Origin of the sequence: Paenibacillus illinoisensis NBRC 15959, from assembly GCF_004000925.1 — a bacterium.
Classification (GTDB): Bacteria; Bacillota; Bacilli; order Paenibacillales; family Paenibacillaceae; genus Paenibacillus; species Paenibacillus illinoisensis.
This window is the reverse complement of sequence record NZ_BIME01000014.1, coordinates 1-16,139: the sequence shown is the minus strand read 5'-3', so window position 1 is coordinate 16,139 and position 16,139 is coordinate 1. Positions and strand designations below refer to the sequence as shown.

General features: G+C 46.8%; 16 protein-coding genes and 1 other annotated feature. Of the genes, 2 read left to right on the top strand and 14 right to left on the bottom strand.

Annotated elements, in window-relative coordinates; genetic code table 11:
• Positions 1–128: 128 nt before the first annotated feature.
• The 10 genes from rpsA to PIL01S_RS25375 form a co-directional block, all read right to left on the bottom strand.
• Complete coding sequence (rpsA, locus tag PIL01S_RS25415; protein ID WP_095292903.1) at positions 129–1,343, bottom strand: 30S ribosomal protein S1; 1,215 nt, start codon at positions 1,341–1,343, stop codon at positions 129–131.
• A gap of 146 nt (positions 1,344–1,489) precedes the next feature.
• A complete protein-coding gene (locus PIL01S_RS25410; RefSeq protein ID WP_127540251.1) occupies positions 1,490–2,077 on the bottom strand; it encodes a lysophospholipid acyltransferase family protein in 588 nt (195 codons plus the stop codon).
• Positions 2,074–2,778 (bottom strand): (d)CMP kinase, encoded by a 705-nt coding sequence (gene cmk / locus PIL01S_RS25405; protein WP_095361940.1) that lies wholly within the window; start codon positions 2,776–2,778, stop codon positions 2,074–2,076. The genes PIL01S_RS25410 and cmk overlap by 4 nt, the downstream gene beginning before the upstream one ends.
• A 103-nt stretch (positions 2,779–2,881) precedes the next feature.
• The gene (locus PIL01S_RS25400) at positions 2,882–3,106 is read right to left on the bottom strand and encodes a hypothetical protein (protein WP_127540249.1); all 225 of its coding nucleotides are present in this window, start codon (positions 3,104–3,106) and stop codon (positions 2,882–2,884) included.
• 68 nt (positions 3,107–3,174) lie between these two features.
• The gene (locus tag PIL01S_RS25395; protein ID WP_127540247.1) at positions 3,175–3,828 is read right to left on the bottom strand and encodes a flagellar brake protein; all 654 of its coding nucleotides are present in this window, start codon (positions 3,826–3,828) and stop codon (positions 3,175–3,177) included.
• 142 nt (positions 3,829–3,970) lie between these two features.
• Positions 3,971–5,317 (bottom strand): germination protein YpeB, encoded by a 1,347-nt coding sequence (ypeB, locus tag PIL01S_RS25390; protein ID WP_127540245.1) that lies wholly within the window; start codon positions 5,315–5,317, stop codon positions 3,971–3,973.
• A 108-nt stretch (positions 5,318–5,425) separates the two neighbouring features.
• Complete coding sequence (locus PIL01S_RS29615; RefSeq protein ID WP_164764345.1) at positions 5,426–5,596, bottom strand: hypothetical protein; 171 nt, start codon at positions 5,594–5,596, stop codon at positions 5,426–5,428.
• 116 nt (positions 5,597–5,712) lie between these two features.
• On the bottom strand, positions 5,713–6,408 hold the full coding sequence (gene prsW, locus PIL01S_RS25385; RefSeq protein ID WP_095361943.1) for a glutamic-type intramembrane protease PrsW: 696 nt from the start codon (positions 6,406–6,408) through the stop codon (positions 5,713–5,715).
• Between the two features lie 41 nt (positions 6,409–6,449).
• Complete coding sequence (locus tag PIL01S_RS25380) at positions 6,450–7,064, bottom strand: genetic competence negative regulator (protein ID WP_095361944.1); 615 nt, start codon at positions 7,062–7,064, stop codon at positions 6,450–6,452.
• Positions 7,065–7,251: 187 nt separating this feature from the next.
• Positions 7,252–7,605: a hypothetical protein gene (locus PIL01S_RS25375; RefSeq protein ID WP_095361945.1), complete on the bottom strand. Its 354-nt coding sequence runs from the start codon at positions 7,603–7,605 to the stop codon at positions 7,252–7,254.
• 93 nt (positions 7,606–7,698) lie between these two features.
• On the opposite strand from PIL01S_RS25375, the gene PIL01S_RS25370 reads away from it, so the two are divergent.
• Complete coding sequence (locus PIL01S_RS25370) at positions 7,699–8,586, top strand: polysaccharide deacetylase family protein (RefSeq protein WP_127540243.1); 888 nt, start codon at positions 7,699–7,701, stop codon at positions 8,584–8,586.
• 43 nt (positions 8,587–8,629) lie between these two features.
• Here the strand turns inward: PIL01S_RS25370 and PIL01S_RS25365 are convergent, their stop codons facing one another.
• From PIL01S_RS25365 to PIL01S_RS25355, 3 genes are read right to left on the bottom strand one after another with little or no spacing between them, the layout of a single operon-like run.
• The gene (locus tag PIL01S_RS25365; protein WP_164764344.1) at positions 8,630–9,388 is read right to left on the bottom strand and encodes a metallophosphoesterase; all 759 of its coding nucleotides are present in this window, start codon (positions 9,386–9,388) and stop codon (positions 8,630–8,632) included.
• A gap of 41 nt (positions 9,389–9,429) precedes the next feature.
• Positions 9,430–9,879, bottom strand: a complete 450-nt coding sequence (locus PIL01S_RS25360) for a hypothetical protein (RefSeq protein WP_127540239.1) — start codon at positions 9,877–9,879, stop codon at positions 9,430–9,432.
• Entirely contained in the window at positions 9,876–10,469 is a 594-nt protein-coding gene (locus PIL01S_RS25355; protein WP_127540237.1) for a type II CAAX endopeptidase family protein, read from the bottom strand. Before PIL01S_RS25355 ends, PIL01S_RS25360 begins: the two co-directional genes overlap by 4 nt.
• Before the next feature lie 336 nt (positions 10,470–10,805).
• Positions 10,806–11,037 (top strand) — a binding site (T-box leader).
• Positions 11,038–11,234: 197 nt separating this feature from the next.
• On the opposite strand from PIL01S_RS25355, the gene serA reads away from it, so the two are divergent.
• Entirely contained in the window at positions 11,235–12,830 is a 1,596-nt protein-coding gene (serA, locus tag PIL01S_RS25350) for a phosphoglycerate dehydrogenase (protein WP_127540235.1), read from the top strand.
• Between the two features lie 65 nt (positions 12,831–12,895).
• On the opposite strand, the gene PIL01S_RS25345 is transcribed toward serA, so the two are convergent.
• On the bottom strand, positions 12,896–15,991 hold the full coding sequence (locus PIL01S_RS25345) for a BclA C-terminal domain-containing protein (RefSeq protein WP_281280819.1): 3,096 nt from the start codon (positions 15,989–15,991) through the stop codon (positions 12,896–12,898).
• Positions 15,992–16,139 lie beyond the last annotated feature (148 nt).

The window sequence follows — 16,139 nt, the reverse complement described above, 5'->3', positions numbered from 1 at the left end:
TCTTGGCTAACCTTTCATGCCAAGAATGCTTACAATAACAACAATCGGCGAACCCGCTGGGGCTCGCCGATCTTGCTTTTATTGTTCAGCAAAATATGCAGTATAACTTAGAACCATGCATGAATAACTTATTTGAATTTGCTGAGTTTGTCACCGAAACGTTCGCCGAGTGTGATACTCATACCTTGGTTGCTCAAGGAAACGTTCGGGTTGTTGATTTCTTCACGCGGTGCGTTGTTTCTAGCAGGTCTTTCAGCTTTTGGCGCTTGGGCAGGAGCTTCTTCTGTTTCTTTGATGCTCAGGCTTACACGTTGCTCAGCAGGGTTCATGTCGAGAATCTTAACTTGAACTTCCTGACCTTCTTTCAACACTTCGTGTGGAGTGCCGATGTGTTTGTGGGAAATTTGTGAAATGTGCACAAGTCCCTCAACACCAGGAGCGATTTCAACAAATGCTCCGAAATCAACCAGACGTTTAACAACACCTGTTACGATATCACTAGTGTTGAATTTCTCGCCAGCTGTTTCCCAAGGTCCTGGTTGAACAGCTTTCATGCTCAGGCTGATTTTGCCTTTTTCAGGGTCAACTTTCAGCACTTTAACGCTGACTTTGTCACCTTCGGAAAGGACATCAGATGGTTTGTCCACATGCGTCCAAGCGAGCTCGGAAACGTGAACCAGACCGTCAACTCCGCCTACATCAACGAATGCTCCGAATTGAGTCAAACGTTGTACTGTACCTTCGATAACTTGGCCTTCTTGCAGACCAGCCATAACCTCAGCTTTGTTAGCTTCGAATTCTTGCTCCAGAACGTCTTTTTGGGAAAGGATCACTTTGTTGTTCTCACGATCGATCTCTTTCACTTTAACGCGCAGTGTGCGTCCTTTGTAGTCGCTGAAGTCTTCTACGAAATGGCGCTCAACCATGGAAGCCGGGATAAATCCGCGTACGCCCACGTCTGCTACCAGACCGCCTTTTACCACGTCAGCTACAACAACTTCGAATACATCTTGGTCTTCAAAGTGCTTTTGCAATTGATCCCAAGCGTTTTCGCTGTCGATTGCACGTTTGGACAGAACGAGTTTTTCTTTCTCGTCGTCGATGCTAAGTACTTTAGCTTCAACTTCTTGTCCAACTTCTACTGCATCAGACGCGCTGTCAACATGCAATGAGGACAGTTCGCGAATTGGAATTACACCGTCATATTTATATCCAATGCTCACATAGGCTTGGTTATCTTCCAATTTGACGATGGTTCCTTTTACAGTATCTCCTTTTTTCAAGGAAACGAATTGATCCAACTCATCTTGGGTTGCTTCTTGATTTTTCATTTCTTCCGACATGTCAAATACCCTCCTCAATTCAAAAACCCCATTATATTCAAACCTGCCTGTAGCAGAGTTCAAAACACTTTCAACGCTGAATGGCTCGGATTAGTTTCCCTCAAAAATATGGAAATAATGCATTCAGACTTTCGGTGAAGAGCAAATTATTTGCTCGGTACACCTGTTTTCACCATCTCATTAATTTTGGACATAATCTTTTCAGTTGCTCTTTCCAGTGCATCACCAGAAGGATCTTCCTTAAACTCGTCCAAATTCACCGGTGCTCCATACACCACTTTCATCTTACGAAATAGCTTGTAGTTGCCGATAATAGCAGTAGGGATAACGGTAGCACCACTCCGAAGAGCAAAGCTCGCTGCACCTTTTTTGCCGATGCCTCCATCGTTGTGCCGACTCCCGGATGGGAAAATGCCGAGCACTTCACCATTGCGCAAAATGTTTAGTGAAGTTTTGATGGATTCCTTGCTAACGCCTCCACGCTTAACGGGAAACGCGCCCACAGCCTTGATGATCTTGCCAAGTACCGGAACATCAAACAATTCACTTTTGGCCATGAAGCGTACCTGCCGGCGAATTTTAATACCTACCGTTGGAGGATCAAAGTTACTGATATGATTGGAACATAAAAGTACGCCGCCCTCTTGGGGGATATTCTCCCGTCCAACTGCTTCCAGGCGGAAAAGAATGGTGTAAATGATCCGCAGTACTGTGCTGCAAAATGTGTAAATCATAGACCAACCTCTCCTCTGACCATTGTGCAATAAGATACGATTTTGTCAACCACTTCATGAATACTCATCTTGGTTGTATCAAGAACAGTTGCGTCCTCGGCACAGCGAAGTGGGGATATTTCCCGCTCTTCATCCAATTTGTCACGTGTGGCAATGTCTCGCTCCAATTGCTTTAACGTCAGTCCTTCAGAGGGGTCCAGTTCTTTGAAGCGGCGAAGTGCGCGCTCTTCCACACTGGCAGTCATGAAGATTTTCACTTCCGCATCGGGCAATACTGTCGTTCCGATATCGCGTCCATCCATGACGACGCCCTTGCGCAAAGCCATTTGCCGCTGAGTATCCACTAATTGCGAACGCAGCCCCTCGATTTGCGCATATCGGGACACGATCCCCGTAACTTCACGGGAGCGGATTTCCGAGGTTACATCTTCCCCGTTACAGAACACTTTCTGTCCGCCCGGGTCCGGCTGTAAATCAATGACCAGTTTGTGGGCTTCTTGAAGTACCTCTGATACATTATCCGGAGAAATCCCTTTCCGAATCATGTGTAGGGTTACCGCGCGGTACATTGCGCCAGTATCGACGTAAATATAACCGAGCGCCTCTGCAACCAATCGGGCCACGGTACTTTTCCCGGCACCAGCAGGTCCGTCAATTGCAACGTTCATCTTCCCGTTCTCTGATGTGTTCTGGCTTGCCAACGGGGCATTCCTCCTCAAACGATAAGCCTCAATAAAAAAACAGGCATTGCCTGCATCGTGAAAATTATACCACACTATACACATGGATGCAAAAACAGCCAATTCATTGATGTTCCCTTTTCGTTGAAAGCTCCATGTGAATTGGTGTCCCCTCCATTCGGTCTATCCGGGTCACATTTTGTTTGAAATATGGAACCTGAAGCAGCAATTGGTATACCACCAACAACAAGAATAAAACGGCTATAAGCTGAAAGAGTCTTCTTTCCATTCGTTTGGAGAACACGTAATACAGCCGCTCATATCTTCGGGATGTACGTCGGTGATTCATACCCAAGCACCTCCGTTTTTCCCATTACGTTTCCCGCCATATTTCCTTTTTATTCAAAAAACGTGCCCTTACTTCGTACGATAATCCAGCTGCCGTTCAAAGCAGAACTTAATGATTTTTTGCCGCTCCGAGTCTGTGATCTGGGTAAACTTCAACATGCAGAGCTGTCTTCCAGACTCGAGGGTTTTAATGCGAACCACTTCAGCTTCGAAAGCCACATGCTCAATCGTTGAATTCCGATAGGGAACGAGCAGCCAGCAGTTCAACTTTTGCCCCTCCGCAATCGGGAAGTTGGGTTCTCCATATATGGACAATCCCCCGCCACCTATATCCTCGGTCAATCCTATCGCACGAGTCAGATCTTCTGCTTGAATGGCCAGTTCAAGATTCGCATGAACACGCAGGAAGCTGCGTCGTTGTATTTTCGAGATATCATCAGGCAGCGGTTTGCGTATACGCACAAGCCTTACCACATCTTCTTCAAATCCGGTCACGTACGTATTGAAATAATGTCTGACGCCATCTTCTGTGATATATGAGATGGACAGCTCTTCGCCGAAATACAATCTTTTCAAACGACTGCTACCTTGCTGCATTGGTACTTCAATCAAAAAACTGTGATCATCCATGTCTGCTATACGGGATTTGTATTCCTTACTCTCTTCTTTTTCATCGGCTGAGGCAATTTGGATGTGTAAAATTTCATTAATTTTCGGATACAAGCTCTTCACCGCCACCTTACTATTCATCATCGTATGTACAAGGACTATTATACCATGACCTTTCTCATAGCGGATAACAAAAAACAGACCACGAGGTGGTCTGTTTGGTAAAATTATTGAGTTTCGTTTTCCCTTTAAATTCTTAGGAAGTCGCATTCACAGGTTTAATTTCTTCAACTGCTTCTTCGACCCCTGTATTAGCGTTGATATAAATTCGGTATTTCGTCCCGTTGATGCGTCCACCGAATTCATAACATAATACTTCCTTGCTGTAATCATTCTCAATTAATGACTTACGTGCATAGCTCTCCTCAAATTCAGGATTGAGCTTTTTGCGAGCCTGTGCTTCGGTAAGAGCCGCTTTTGGTATTTGCCGTTTTTTCTGATGCTCATAGACATAATCACTTGCCTGGAAGCCAGTAACGTCACCTGTGTCCAGACCGACGCGTACAGACATTTTCTCCGGATAAAGCAGGGTATCCCCTTGTTTGCGCACGTACGTTAAGTTTGCTAGGTTACCATACTCATCGTAGTTTACTGCTTTCATATCTTTGTAGCCCTTATTGACGAGAAATTGATCCGCTTTGGCCATGGCATCTGAACGTGAGACCTTTTTCGCGCCAATCGGTCTAGTATCGCTGTAAGAAATCAACATTCCCCCATTGCGGGTGAAGTCCATCATCAACTTGCTTTCTTTGCCCTGATTGATCGTAGCGGTATAGGACTCCCAGTCCGTACCTTTACCATTCTCCTGTACATGGATCTTATTGGTGTCTGCATTGGAGAATTTCGCTGCTTTGCTCTGAATTTGCTCTTTCGATACTGGAACACCATCCAGCTTTTTGACTGAACGCTTTGCATAAATGCTGGATACCGAAGGGCCCCAATCAAGTTCAGGATACTCCTGTACTTTTTTGTTCACCGTGCGAAATCCATCGACAATGGTGTTATCCATCGTTTCTTCTTCTGTAGCCATAGCCGTTTCGGCATCCATCCAGCGCAAGCGGTCAGATAGTACTTTTTGCTGGACTTCCTGCAGGTTTTTAGTGATCTCGGAGGAATTCTGGTACAGCCTTTTCAGGTTGCCCACTTCCTTCTCACTTAGTGGTTCATTGGTTAAATCACGCATGGAAGCCTGATAAGCAAAGTTTGAGATTCGAGAAAGAAATTCCTCCGTCTCGTTAAAAGGTAGCATCGTCAGCGGCAGTTGGTTAATCTCATTTTGCGCCTCGCTGGTAAGCCGCCACACATTCATCAGACCTTTACGGTGCATGCCCTGGGAAGTGGAGTTCACCGCCAGTGTATTACCGATTTCAGAGTGCAGCTTGTCCATATGGAAAGACAAATCATGAAATGCACGCTGATACTGATTCTCCGCTTTGATCAAGATCGCATTTTTCTCCTGGTTCTCCTGGTATCCCCACACAAGGGCACCGATCAGCAATACTGCAAATATCGGAAACATGACTGAACTTAAACGTTTATACATCGGTAGAGTCTCCTTTCATCTGAACCACTATCTATATTGTGGATCGAAGAAAGTCCTCTTATGCATCGGTTTTCCAGCCGGCACAATGTTTGACTCTTTAAGAGCTACTTAATTCATTTGAATCCAAGACGTACCGCCATCTTCTTCAATTTCAAATTGATCCCGATTATCACACAGACACTGCTTGAATCCGGTCTCAATTCGCCCTCTTTCTTTTTTGCCGCGCAGCGTAAACCGCTCTCCGCACTGTTTGCATCTGATTTTTATTTTTATCCTCATTACGCTGTCCCCGTTTCTGTTGTTCATTCCCCGGGATTCTTTAGGTCAAAGACAAAAAAACACACCGGGGCATCAGGCGCAGTACGCGCTCCATGTCCACCAGTGTGTCCGTATTTCTATAATTTAACCTCTTCCTCCCGTTTCACAAATCGAAAAGGAGAGCGGTTATTAGCCCGCGTAATTTTGCCCATGGCTCCATACCACAATCCCGCCATTAGCGGTGCTATGAACCACAGCCAGTAGTTTACCATCGTATTCATGATGACATCGTACAGTGCATGCCAGAAAAATGGAAGCAACAGCGATAGCATCAAGAACCAACGTTTCTTCTTGCCATCCGTAAATTTGGCCCGACCCATGTAATACCCCATAATTACCGCAAACATGGCGTGTCCTGACACAGGAAGTAATGCACGAAGAAACATGGCTGAGACGGATGCATTCCCCGCAAAGGCATACAATACATTCTCCACCGTTGCGAAACCAAGCGAAACAGCAACAGCGTAAAGAATACCGTCATATGGCTCATCAAACTCCGTGTGATTATAAATGATGTGGTATAACACAAACCATTTAACAAATTCCTCTACCCCGCCGGAAATGAGAATAGACTCAACGTAGGGGTTATCTCCGAGCCACAGCATCATACCCCGCTGAATAATCATCACAGGCAACACCATCAAAATACCCATGACGAATACTCTCAGTACCATATGAAGCGGCTCGGAATCATAACGGTCTTTCAGATAAAAATATGTTAACAAGGCGAGACCCGGAGCTACTGCTGCCGCTAAAACCGAAAACAAAAGCACCGAAATTCCCTCCTCTGACTAAGACGCGTTTGCAATTGAATTTAATCCTGACGTTTGAAATGGGTGCAGATCACTTCAATGGCCTGTTCAGGCATAATCACTTTACCGTACTCTTCCATTACCGCTGGCGTAACCGAAGAACCCTCACCAAATTCAGCAAGCAGTGCTATTAGAGCAGCATGTTTGGTGCTATCGACTTCGTCCGGTTCCAGATGCAGAAACCACTTATCTTTATAGGAATAGAGTCTTCCCGCATTCGTTACATGTTGACGCAGCATATGTGCAGCCTCAATCAAGATTTCAAAATCCTTAAAGGCATATACAATGGAATCGCTCTGCTCCAGTGTAACTTCCATCTCGTATACTTCTTCAGGCAGATCATCCTCATGGCCGGAACCATATTGTTGCGGATCATATTTCCCACGCGTAACAATGACCACCATTCCTTGAGCGGGAAGTGCGAATACTTCGACAGCAAGCGGACCTGTAGCATCGAACCCAAGTTCGGAATATGCCTGATCCATCATTTCAGTGAACAGTTCATGAACTTTAGGTATTTCCTGCCACATATCTTCTTTTTGTATTCCGCGCTCGCTCAGATCGTCAAAGGTCAGGAAAATCCGTATCTTATCGTGACTTAATCGTTCTATTTTCATACAGGATCTCCCCTTTATAAGCAAGTCTTATAACAGATTATGAAGCACAAAACAATATGTGCTGAAAATAAATCTATGTAGTTATGTTATCATTTTATACCTGCAAATGCACGAAGTAAAATCGACAAAAAAAGAATCAATCCACATCAAACAAGACTGTGGTTGATTCTATTCCAGTAGTTTTGGTTTATAAACCGGGTACTGTTGTGTTTGTTTGACTCAAAATTTGCTCAACTTCATGTTTAACATCCGGATTGGTGCGAATAAAATCTTTGAGCATGTTCATGTTTTCTTCTTTTTCCTGCGGGGTAATGGCTCTTGCTGTTTTTTTCAATGCACTTTTGTGGGATTCACCATGCTCATTATTCTTAGGGCTGAATCCATCCATGCCTGGAAAAGTCATTTCCATCATCTTGTGCTTGGCTTGACCCATCATGTTGCCGGACGAGAGTGAAGACAACATGGGAATTTTGCCCTTGGACAGATATGAACTGGCAGCAACACCAACTACAATCCCCCAAAAAAAGGATGACGCCTTCATTACACCAACCTCCTCTTATGTTAAGATCACAACTAGTGTTTGCGGAAGCACGACATCTCATTCCGCATAAATACAGGAAAGTGAGTTGAAATTATGTTTAAAACGACTGCCGCAATCCTTATTGCCGTATGTCTCCTGTTGTCAGCATGTGGGGAGCAAGAAACACCTACTACCGAAAACACCGCTCCTGAAAATGAAACGGTCTCCTCTGTACCAAGTGAAGAAAGCAGCACTTCAAACGCAGTGGAAGATGATCTACCTTCATCTCAAGACAGCTTAGAGCAAACACAAGAACAAGAAAAAGAACAAGAAACAACTGAGGATAAAAAAGAACAACACATTAAGAAGACGTATCATATGAATGAAAATTATTACATCAAACCCAATGATGAAAAGGGTGAAAAGAAGGTCGTTCTTCTGACATTCGATGACGGCCCTAAGGAAGCAGAAATGATTAATGGATTAATTGATACACTTGACAAGCATAATGCCAAAGCCATATTTTTCGTTAATGGATATCGTGTCAAAAGCCATCCGGAGTTGTTAAAGCTTATTTACGAGCGTGAGCAGATTATTGGCAACCATGCTTGGGATCACGAGGATCTCAAAAAAATGTCCGCTTCAGAGGCTGCCAAGCAGGTAACGGATGTTCAACACATCGTCAAAGAAACCGTTGGTGTGGAGCCTGAATTCTTCCGCCCCCCCTTTGGTTCTGGTAATGACGCTTTGAAGGAAACCGTCAAACAAAATGGCATGTTATACATGACATGGTCCAATGGTTCGCTGGACTGGGACAAGAGCACTCAGAACAAACCCGATAAAGTCGTTCAGAATGTGCTTGATCAGTTAAATCCCGGAAGCAATATATTGATGCACGAACTTCCTTGGACTGTAGAAGCCCTAGATGATTTGTTAACGAAGCTGGAGAACAAGGGATATTCTTTTGTTGACCCTCGTTCGATAGAGCTCGAAGCCAGGTAAGGATATAGATAAACAGCCTTGATCCATATAGATCAAGGCTGTTTTATTTTGTTTTTATCGATTTTAAAGTAATCTTGTGCATCTCAGCTGGACAGCATAATCTGAGCGGCAAATGATTCGTTCCATAACCTCTGCTGACCAGCATTTTGCCATCCGGATCACCGTTCATCCGTTTCAAGGTGTACCATCCGTTCGACACATTCCGGTAAGCTTGGTTAAGGAAAATCGGTCCAAGAAACGGGATCACGAGTTGCCCCCCGTGTGTGTGCCCACTTAAAATAAGATCAGCATAATCATGAACACTCTTTGCCTGAAGTGGATCGTGAATTAATACAATCAAGCATTCATTTCTGTTCTTTTCCGTTAGGTGATTGCTAAGTCCACGAGACCGATAATCCGCTCCGGCCAGCTTTATGCTGGAATCCCTCTTTTGAAGAGACACAACCTGATCCTGCAGAAGCCGAACCCCGGTTTCCTCAAAAATCCGTGCCAACTGAGCCGTTCCGGCATGTTTGTCATGGTTTCCATAGACCGCAAAAGCAGGTGCGATATTGGTCAGTAGTTGCATATTGTGTCTGACGATGGACCATGAAATCCCCTTCTCCGCTACATCTCCACCTATCAAAACCCAGTCCACCTGGCCCAATAATGGCTTAATGTCCTCCTGCCTCAATCTCCTCTTATGAAGGTCAGATACATACAAAATGACGCTTCCATCAAACGAAAGGGGTAAGGCGTTTATTTCAACGTCATCCTCCACGACCCGGTGAAGGTGCGCTTCACGCCACATATGAACGATCAATATGAAAACCACCATCAACACAGATGCGAACCAGACCATCATTACCAAGGCCAAGGAAGAAATGTGTTTAGTGGCGGAGCTCCTTTTATGCCCCACCAGACCAGGCTGATCGTGAGTAAAACAAAAATAATGATGAGTGAGTTGACAAACCGTTTACTTAACCGCAATCGGCGAGAAGGATGAAGCTCAGTCCGGGTAGGAAGTGAACCTGCTTCCGTGACCGTTTCATCGGTCGCTTTTTGCGGAGATTTGGAACGTGCTGGAGCCCGGCTGGGGAGCACTGGGCTTTCCAATGCTGATGCATACGACTTGCGTTGTGATCTTGGTACGGATACGGTGGACAATGATGCCCCCGCCCCCTCCAGTGCAGCTGCCGGTTCAGCAACCAAGTTCACTTGAGGAGCCGCAGTCCGCTCGGTCTTCTCTGTTTTGTCCGAGTGGCGGTGGCGTTGACTGCCATATGTCTTCATTCTGCTTAATTGCTGGTTCATGATCCCCTCCGAAAACGTATCGCTAATCCGGACACCAAATCAATAATAAAGTGACATAATATCGGCGCCCACAATGTGCCGGATTGCAAATAAATCCAACCCAATCCATAGCTAGAAACAAATACCCAACCTGTAGGAATCCAGTGGCGAAGATATCGAATATGAATTACTGCAAACAATATGCTAGTCCAGTAAGGGCCAATGGCATGCTGTATGGCTCCGCGAAACAATAATTCTTCACAAATAGCGACAATAGCTGCTATACATACAATATGCCAGATGGGGCGTGACCTGAACAGCATATCATTGATTCCTCCGTCATCCATGCTCTCCTGAGGAATGACATAAGACAGGACCATATCCATGACGAGCATAATGCCTGCAAGACCAAGCCCCCACCAAATAAAATGAACACTTTCAGGCCAAGCAAGCACGTCGAACAGATTTCGCTTCTGCAATAAAATCCATACAACTCCAATGATCAGAGTTAAACCTTGTGTAAAGTATAGATTGATCAGAAGCAAGCGCTCGGTAAGCTGCTGTGGTTCAGCCTTCTGAATCTTGAACTTGGAAAACTTTGATTTTTTCATTGCCTGCGTCTGTCCTCTTACTAGATATTTGATGGATAACCTACTTGGCTGCCCAATCGGATAGTATACTAAATGATAGCCAAAAATCCAAATTGGTTCAAGACCTGCCTCAAGTCCCGGTTTCCTATCCTTTGTTACCCGAAATTCACTCTCATCGTAACGTCTGATCTGATTTTTTGAATCTAGAATTTTCTACGACTTTCAGTTATATGATTTAGGCATCTTTCATAGTAAACCGCTGATAAATGAACGTGATCCAAGTCATCTGCATTAAAACATTTATGCCTATTGACATGGTCATGTTAGCCATGATACATTATGAAAAAATTAGTCACGTTAAACACGATGATGGAAAAAAGATGTTGCTTTGTTCTTACAGAGAGCCGATGGATGGTGCAAATCGGTGGCAGGCAATGGATCTTGAGCGTTCCTGAGTTATTGCATTGAAATTGGAGTAGGTGCGATCGGTTTAGAGCCGTTATCCTCTTCGGTCTTTATTGACCGTGAAGACTGTCGTTGCGAAGCGGCAGTGAATTAGGGTGGTACCACGACAACTCTCGTCCCTTATTGCGCAAGCAGTATGTGGATTGAGAGTTTTTTGATTTATTTTTGGGAATATACGTGGGTCCACTCTATTATTACACCCCTCCCCTCTGCTGCGACACCGCGTTGTTGGGCGGAAGGATGAATCCGGTTTTAAGGAACACCTCATTGCAGAGGTAAGTCCTTGACGATATAGATACACATACTAAGGAGGAAGAAACCATGTACAAAGTGTTAGTATCGGACCCAATCAGTGATCTGGGTATTCAGCAACTGGTGGATGCAAATGATGTTGTAGTTGAGAAAAATACCGGTCTTAGTGAAGATGAGCTTGTAGCCATTATTGGTAATTATGACGCCCTTCTCGTTCGAAGCCAAACTCGTGTTACAGATCGTATTATGGCTGCTGGAACAAATCTCAAGGTCATTGGCCGTGCAGGGGTTGGGGTGGATAACATTGACCTGGAGACTGCCACTCAACGCGGTATCATCGTTATTAATGCGCCCGATGGTAATACCATCACGACATGTGAGCATACATTTGCCATGATGATGGCATTGGCACGTCACATCCCACAGGCATACGCCAAAACCATTCAAGGTACATGGGATCGCAAGACCTTCCTGGGTGTGGAACTCAGAAATAAAACTCTGGGTGTACTCGGAATGGGACGAATCGGCAGTGAGGTAGCCAAACGCGCCAAAGCCTTTGGTATGGATATTCTGGCATACGACCCGTTTCTGACTCAAGAACGTGCAGAGAAACTTCAAGTTAAACTGGCCAGCGTGGATGACATCATTCGCAATGCTGACTTTATGACCGTACACACTCCATTGACACCTGAAACTCGACACATGATCTCCCGTGCACAATTTGAAATCATGAAAAAAGGTATGCGCATTATCAACTGTGCTCGTGGCGGAGTTATTGATGAGATGGCCCTTGTGGAAGCAATCGATGAAGGTATTGTTGCAGGTGCTGCATTTGACGTGTTTGAAAGCGAGCCACCAGCACAGGATCATCCTTTCCTGAACCACCCAAGTATCATCGTTACGCCACACCTTGGAGCTTCCACCGTGGAAGCACAAGAAAATGTAGCGATTGATGTATCGGAGCAGGTACTTCATATTTTGCGGAATGAACCGTTCAAAAACGCTGTGAACATGCCAGCGGTTGCACCAACCGTGATGAATAAACTCCAGCCGTATTTTAAGCTGGGTGAAACCCTGGGTAGCTTTGCAGCCCAAATTACACAAAATGCCGTGCAAGAGATTCGAATTGACTATGCAGGGGACCTTTCGGAAGTTGATACGTCGCCACTCACTCGTTACATTGTTAAGGGTATTCTAGCAAGACATCTGGGCGGAGAAGCAAATATCGTTAACTCCATGCATCTGGCTAAAACCCGCGATCTGAATGTAGTTGTAAGCCAAACATCCGCAACTAAAGGGTTTACTAACCTCATCACTGTTACATTGGTAACGACACAGGAAGCAGAGGAACGCCGTGTAGCCGGAACGCTCCTTGCAGGTTACGGAGAACGGATCGTACGCCTGGACAAATTCCCGGTTGATATCGCTCCAGAAAGTCACCAAATTTTGATCTCCCATAACGATAAGCCAGGTATCATCGGACGGGTAGGTACGCTGCTTGGTCAAAATGATGTCAACATCGCCTCCATGCAAGTGGGACGGAAGATTATCGGTGGTGCTGCAATCATGATTCTGACAGTAGATAAAGCAGTTCCAAAAGATGTCCTTGTCCAGCTTACAGGTCTGCCTGAACTTAATACAGCTGTTGAAATTGTTCTTGAATAGATGCCACAACGTGCATAGATAGTCAAAAGAGACGATCCCGGAAGGGTTCGTCTCTTTTTTTGTATTTAGCTTAATCGAATAATGTTGAGTGTGGCGCCTGGAGGTGACAATACTGCTGTTGCGACCAAACCGAACAATTGCAGTTGAACGGTTGATCCGGCTGTGACGGTTACAATAAAATCGGTTGCTAACTGGCTAAGTGAAAGTACTGGCGAAATTACACTTGGTGGAACTACAGCACCGTTTAGCAGTATTCGAGATTGGACAGCGAGTGCTGCTGTAAGATTGATTTTGTAACTAATATAATAACGTCCGGCCGTAGCGAGAGTAAACGTATCATTAGTTCCATTTACGGTAATGCCAGTACCAATGTTTTGATTATTAGGCAGAGGTACAACCGTTCCGCCCAAAAGAACAAGAATTGTACCACTCGTATTCTCTGCATAAGAAGATGCTGCTGTAACTGAAGTTCCTGTGGCACCAGTTGCACCAGTGGTACCGACACCTGTAGCTCCTGTTATGCCAGTCGCACCCGTCTCTCCAGTTGCACCTGTAAGTCCCGTTGTACCTGTTGCTCCAGTTGTTCCAGTTACTCCCGTCGTTCCTGTAATTCCTGCGCTTCCTGTTATTCCGGTCTCTCCTGTTACGCCTGTTGAACCTGTAACTCCGGTCGCTCCCGTTATGCCTACTCCAGTAGCTCCTGATGCACCAGTTGTTCCTGTCGCTCCGGTACTTCCGGTTACACTTACACCAGTAGCTCCTGTTACCCCGGTACTTCCCGTTATACCGGTCTCTCCTGTTACACCAGTACTTCCTGTCACCCCAGTACTTCCTGTTACACCTGTCGCACCAGTTTCACCGGTGACACCTGTTGCCCCTGTAACTCCGGTCGCTCCGGTTATCCCTGTGAGCCCTGTGGCTCCTGTTGCTCCGGTTACTCCAGTTTCGCCTGTACCACCGGTTGCTCCAGTTAATCCGGTAACACCTGTTGCACCAGCTCCCGCCAACAACGTGTAGTCTGCAGATGTGCCCGGTGTTCCGGTTGGTCCAGCGACATTGGCGATATACGTACTGCCGTTGAACGTAACTACCTGACCCACTGGGTATGTTGGTGCCACAGCTGGATCAAATGGTACCACTCCGCTCAAACCAACCCCTGTCGCACCCGTGATACCTGTAATTCCTGTCGCACCAGTTTCGCCTGTAAAACCTGTAATGCCTGTAAATCCGGTAGCCCCTGTAACTCCGGTCGCTCCAGTGAGCCCTGTAGCTCCTGTTGCTCCTGTTGCTCCTGTTGCTCCTGTTGCTCCAGTTTCGCCTGTAACACCGGTTACTCCAGTTAATCCGGTAACACCTGTTGCCCCGGCTCCCGCCAGTAATGTGTAGTCTGGGGAGGTCTCTGGTGTCCCAGTCGGTCCGGCAACATTCGTAATATACGTGCTGCCGTTAAACGTAACCACTTGACCTGCAGGATACGTTGGAGCCACGGCCGGATCGAATGGTACCACTCCACTCAAACCGGTACCTGTTGCTCCCGTGATACCTGTAATTCCTGTCGCCCCGGTTTCACCTGTAAAACCTGTGATGCCCGTAAGTCCTGTAGCCCCTGTAACTCCGGTCGCTCCGGTTATCCCCGTGATTCCTGTGGCTCCTGTTGCTCCAGTTACTCCAGTTTCGCCTGTACTTCCGATTGCTCCAGTTAATCCGGTAACACCTGTGATGCCTGTAAGTCCGGTAGCCCCTGTAACTCCGATCGCTCCGGTTATCCCTGTGAGCCCTGTGGCTCCTGTTGCTCCGGTTACTCCAGTTTCGCCTGTACCACCGGTTGCTCCAGTTAATCCAGTAACACCTGTTGCACCAGCTCCCGCCAACAACGTGTAGTCTGCAGATATGCCCGGTGTCCCAGTCGGTCCGGCAACATTCGTAATATAAGTACTACCGTTAAACGTAACCACTTGACCTGCCGGATACGTTGGAGCCACGGCCGGATCGAATGGTACCACTCCGCTCAAACCGACACCCGTTGCTCCCGTGATACCTGTAATTCCTGTCGCCCCAGTTTCACCGGTAACACCTGTGATGCCCGTAAGTCCTGTAGCCCCTGTAACTCCGGTCGCTCCGGTTATCCCTGTGAGCCCTGTGGCTCCTGTTGCGCCAGTTTCACCTGTACCACCGGTTACTCCAGATAATCCGGTAACACCCGTTGCCCCTGCACCTGCCAACAACGTGTAGTCTGCAGATGTTCCTGGTGTCCCGGTCGGTGCGGCAACATTGGCAATATACGTGCTGCCGTTGAACGTAACCACTTGACCAGCTGGGTACGTTGGAGCCACGGCCGGATCGAAAGGTACCACACCGTTCAAACCAACACCTGTCGCACCTGTGATACCTGTAATTCCTGTCGCCCCGGTTTCACCCGTAAAACCTGTAATGCCTGTAGTCCCTGTAGTCCCTGCAACTCCGGTCGCTCCGGTTATCCCTGTGATTCCTGTGGCTCCTGTTGCGCCAGTTACTCCAGTTTCACCTGTACCACCGGTGAATCCGGTAACACCTGTTGCTCCTGCGCCAGCCAGTAATGTGTAGTCTGGGGATGTCCCTGGTGTCCCAGTCGGTCCGGCAACATTGGCAATATACGTACTGCCGTTAAACGTAACCACTTGACCCGCTGGGTATGTTGGGGCCACAGCTGGATCGAAGGATACCACTCCACTCAAACCAACACCTGTCGCACCTGTGATACCTGTAATTCCGGTCGCCCCGGTTTCACCTGTAAAACCTGTAATACCCGTGACCCCTGTTGCCCCTGCTCCCGCCAACAACGTATAGTCTGCAGATGTCCCCGGTGTTCCGGTTGGTGCAGCGACATTGGCAATATACGTGCTGCCGTTGAACGTAACTACCTGACCCACTGGGTACGTTGGAGCCACAGCCGGATCGAAGGGTACCACTCCGCTCAAACCGATACCCGTTGCACCCGTTATCCCCGTGATACCTGTTGCTCCAGTTTCACCTGTGCTTCCTGTAAAGCCAGTCAATCCAGTTACTCCTGTGTCACCTGTTGCCCCTGCACCTGCCAACAACGTGTAGTCTGCAGATGTTCCTGGTGTCCCGGTCGGTGCGGCAACATTGGCAATATACGTACTGCCGTTGAACGTAACCACTTGACCCGCTGGGTACGTTGGAGCCACAGCTGGATCAAATGCTACCACTCCACCCAAACCGATTCCTGTAGCCCCGGTTATACCCGTTGCCCCAGTACTGCCCGTTATACTCACGCCCGTTGCTCCGGTTACTCCTGTTGCTCCAGCG

Excerpts from the sequence above, each read along its gene's own strand:
- PIL01S_RS25400 (WP_127540249.1), bottom strand. The coding sequence starts at position 3,106 with ATGAATCACCGACGTACATCCCGAAGATATGAGCGGCTGTATTACGTG.
- serA (WP_127540235.1), top strand. The coding sequence starts at position 11,235 with ATGTACAAAGTGTTAGTATCGGACCCAATCAGTGATCTGGGTATTCAG.
- PIL01S_RS29615 (WP_164764345.1), bottom strand. The coding sequence starts at position 5,596 with ATGAGGATAAAAATAAAAATCAGATGCAAACAGTGCGGAGAGCGGTTT.
- PIL01S_RS25360 (WP_127540239.1), bottom strand. The coding sequence starts at position 9,879 with ATGAACCAGCAATTAAGCAGAATGAAGACATATGGCAGTCAACGCCAC.
- PIL01S_RS25410 (WP_127540251.1), bottom strand. The coding sequence starts at position 2,077 with ATGATTTACACATTTTGCAGCACAGTACTGCGGATCATTTACACCATT.
- PIL01S_RS25375 (WP_095361945.1), bottom strand. The coding sequence starts at position 7,605 with ATGAAGGCGTCATCCTTTTTTTGGGGGATTGTAGTTGGTGTTGCTGCC.
- PIL01S_RS25355 (WP_127540237.1), bottom strand. The coding sequence starts at position 10,469 with ATGAAAAAATCAAAGTTTTCCAAGTTCAAGATTCAGAAGGCTGAACCA.
- PIL01S_RS25370 (WP_127540243.1), top strand. The coding sequence starts at position 7,699 with ATGTTTAAAACGACTGCCGCAATCCTTATTGCCGTATGTCTCCTGTTG.
- PIL01S_RS25380 (WP_095361944.1), bottom strand. The coding sequence starts at position 7,064 with ATGAAAATAGAACGATTAAGTCACGATAAGATACGGATTTTCCTGACC.
- ypeB (WP_127540245.1), bottom strand. The coding sequence starts at position 5,317 with ATGTATAAACGTTTAAGTTCAGTCATGTTTCCGATATTTGCAGTATTG.
- rpsA (WP_095292903.1), bottom strand. The coding sequence starts at position 1,343 with ATGTCGGAAGAAATGAAAAATCAAGAAGCAACCCAAGATGAGTTGGAT.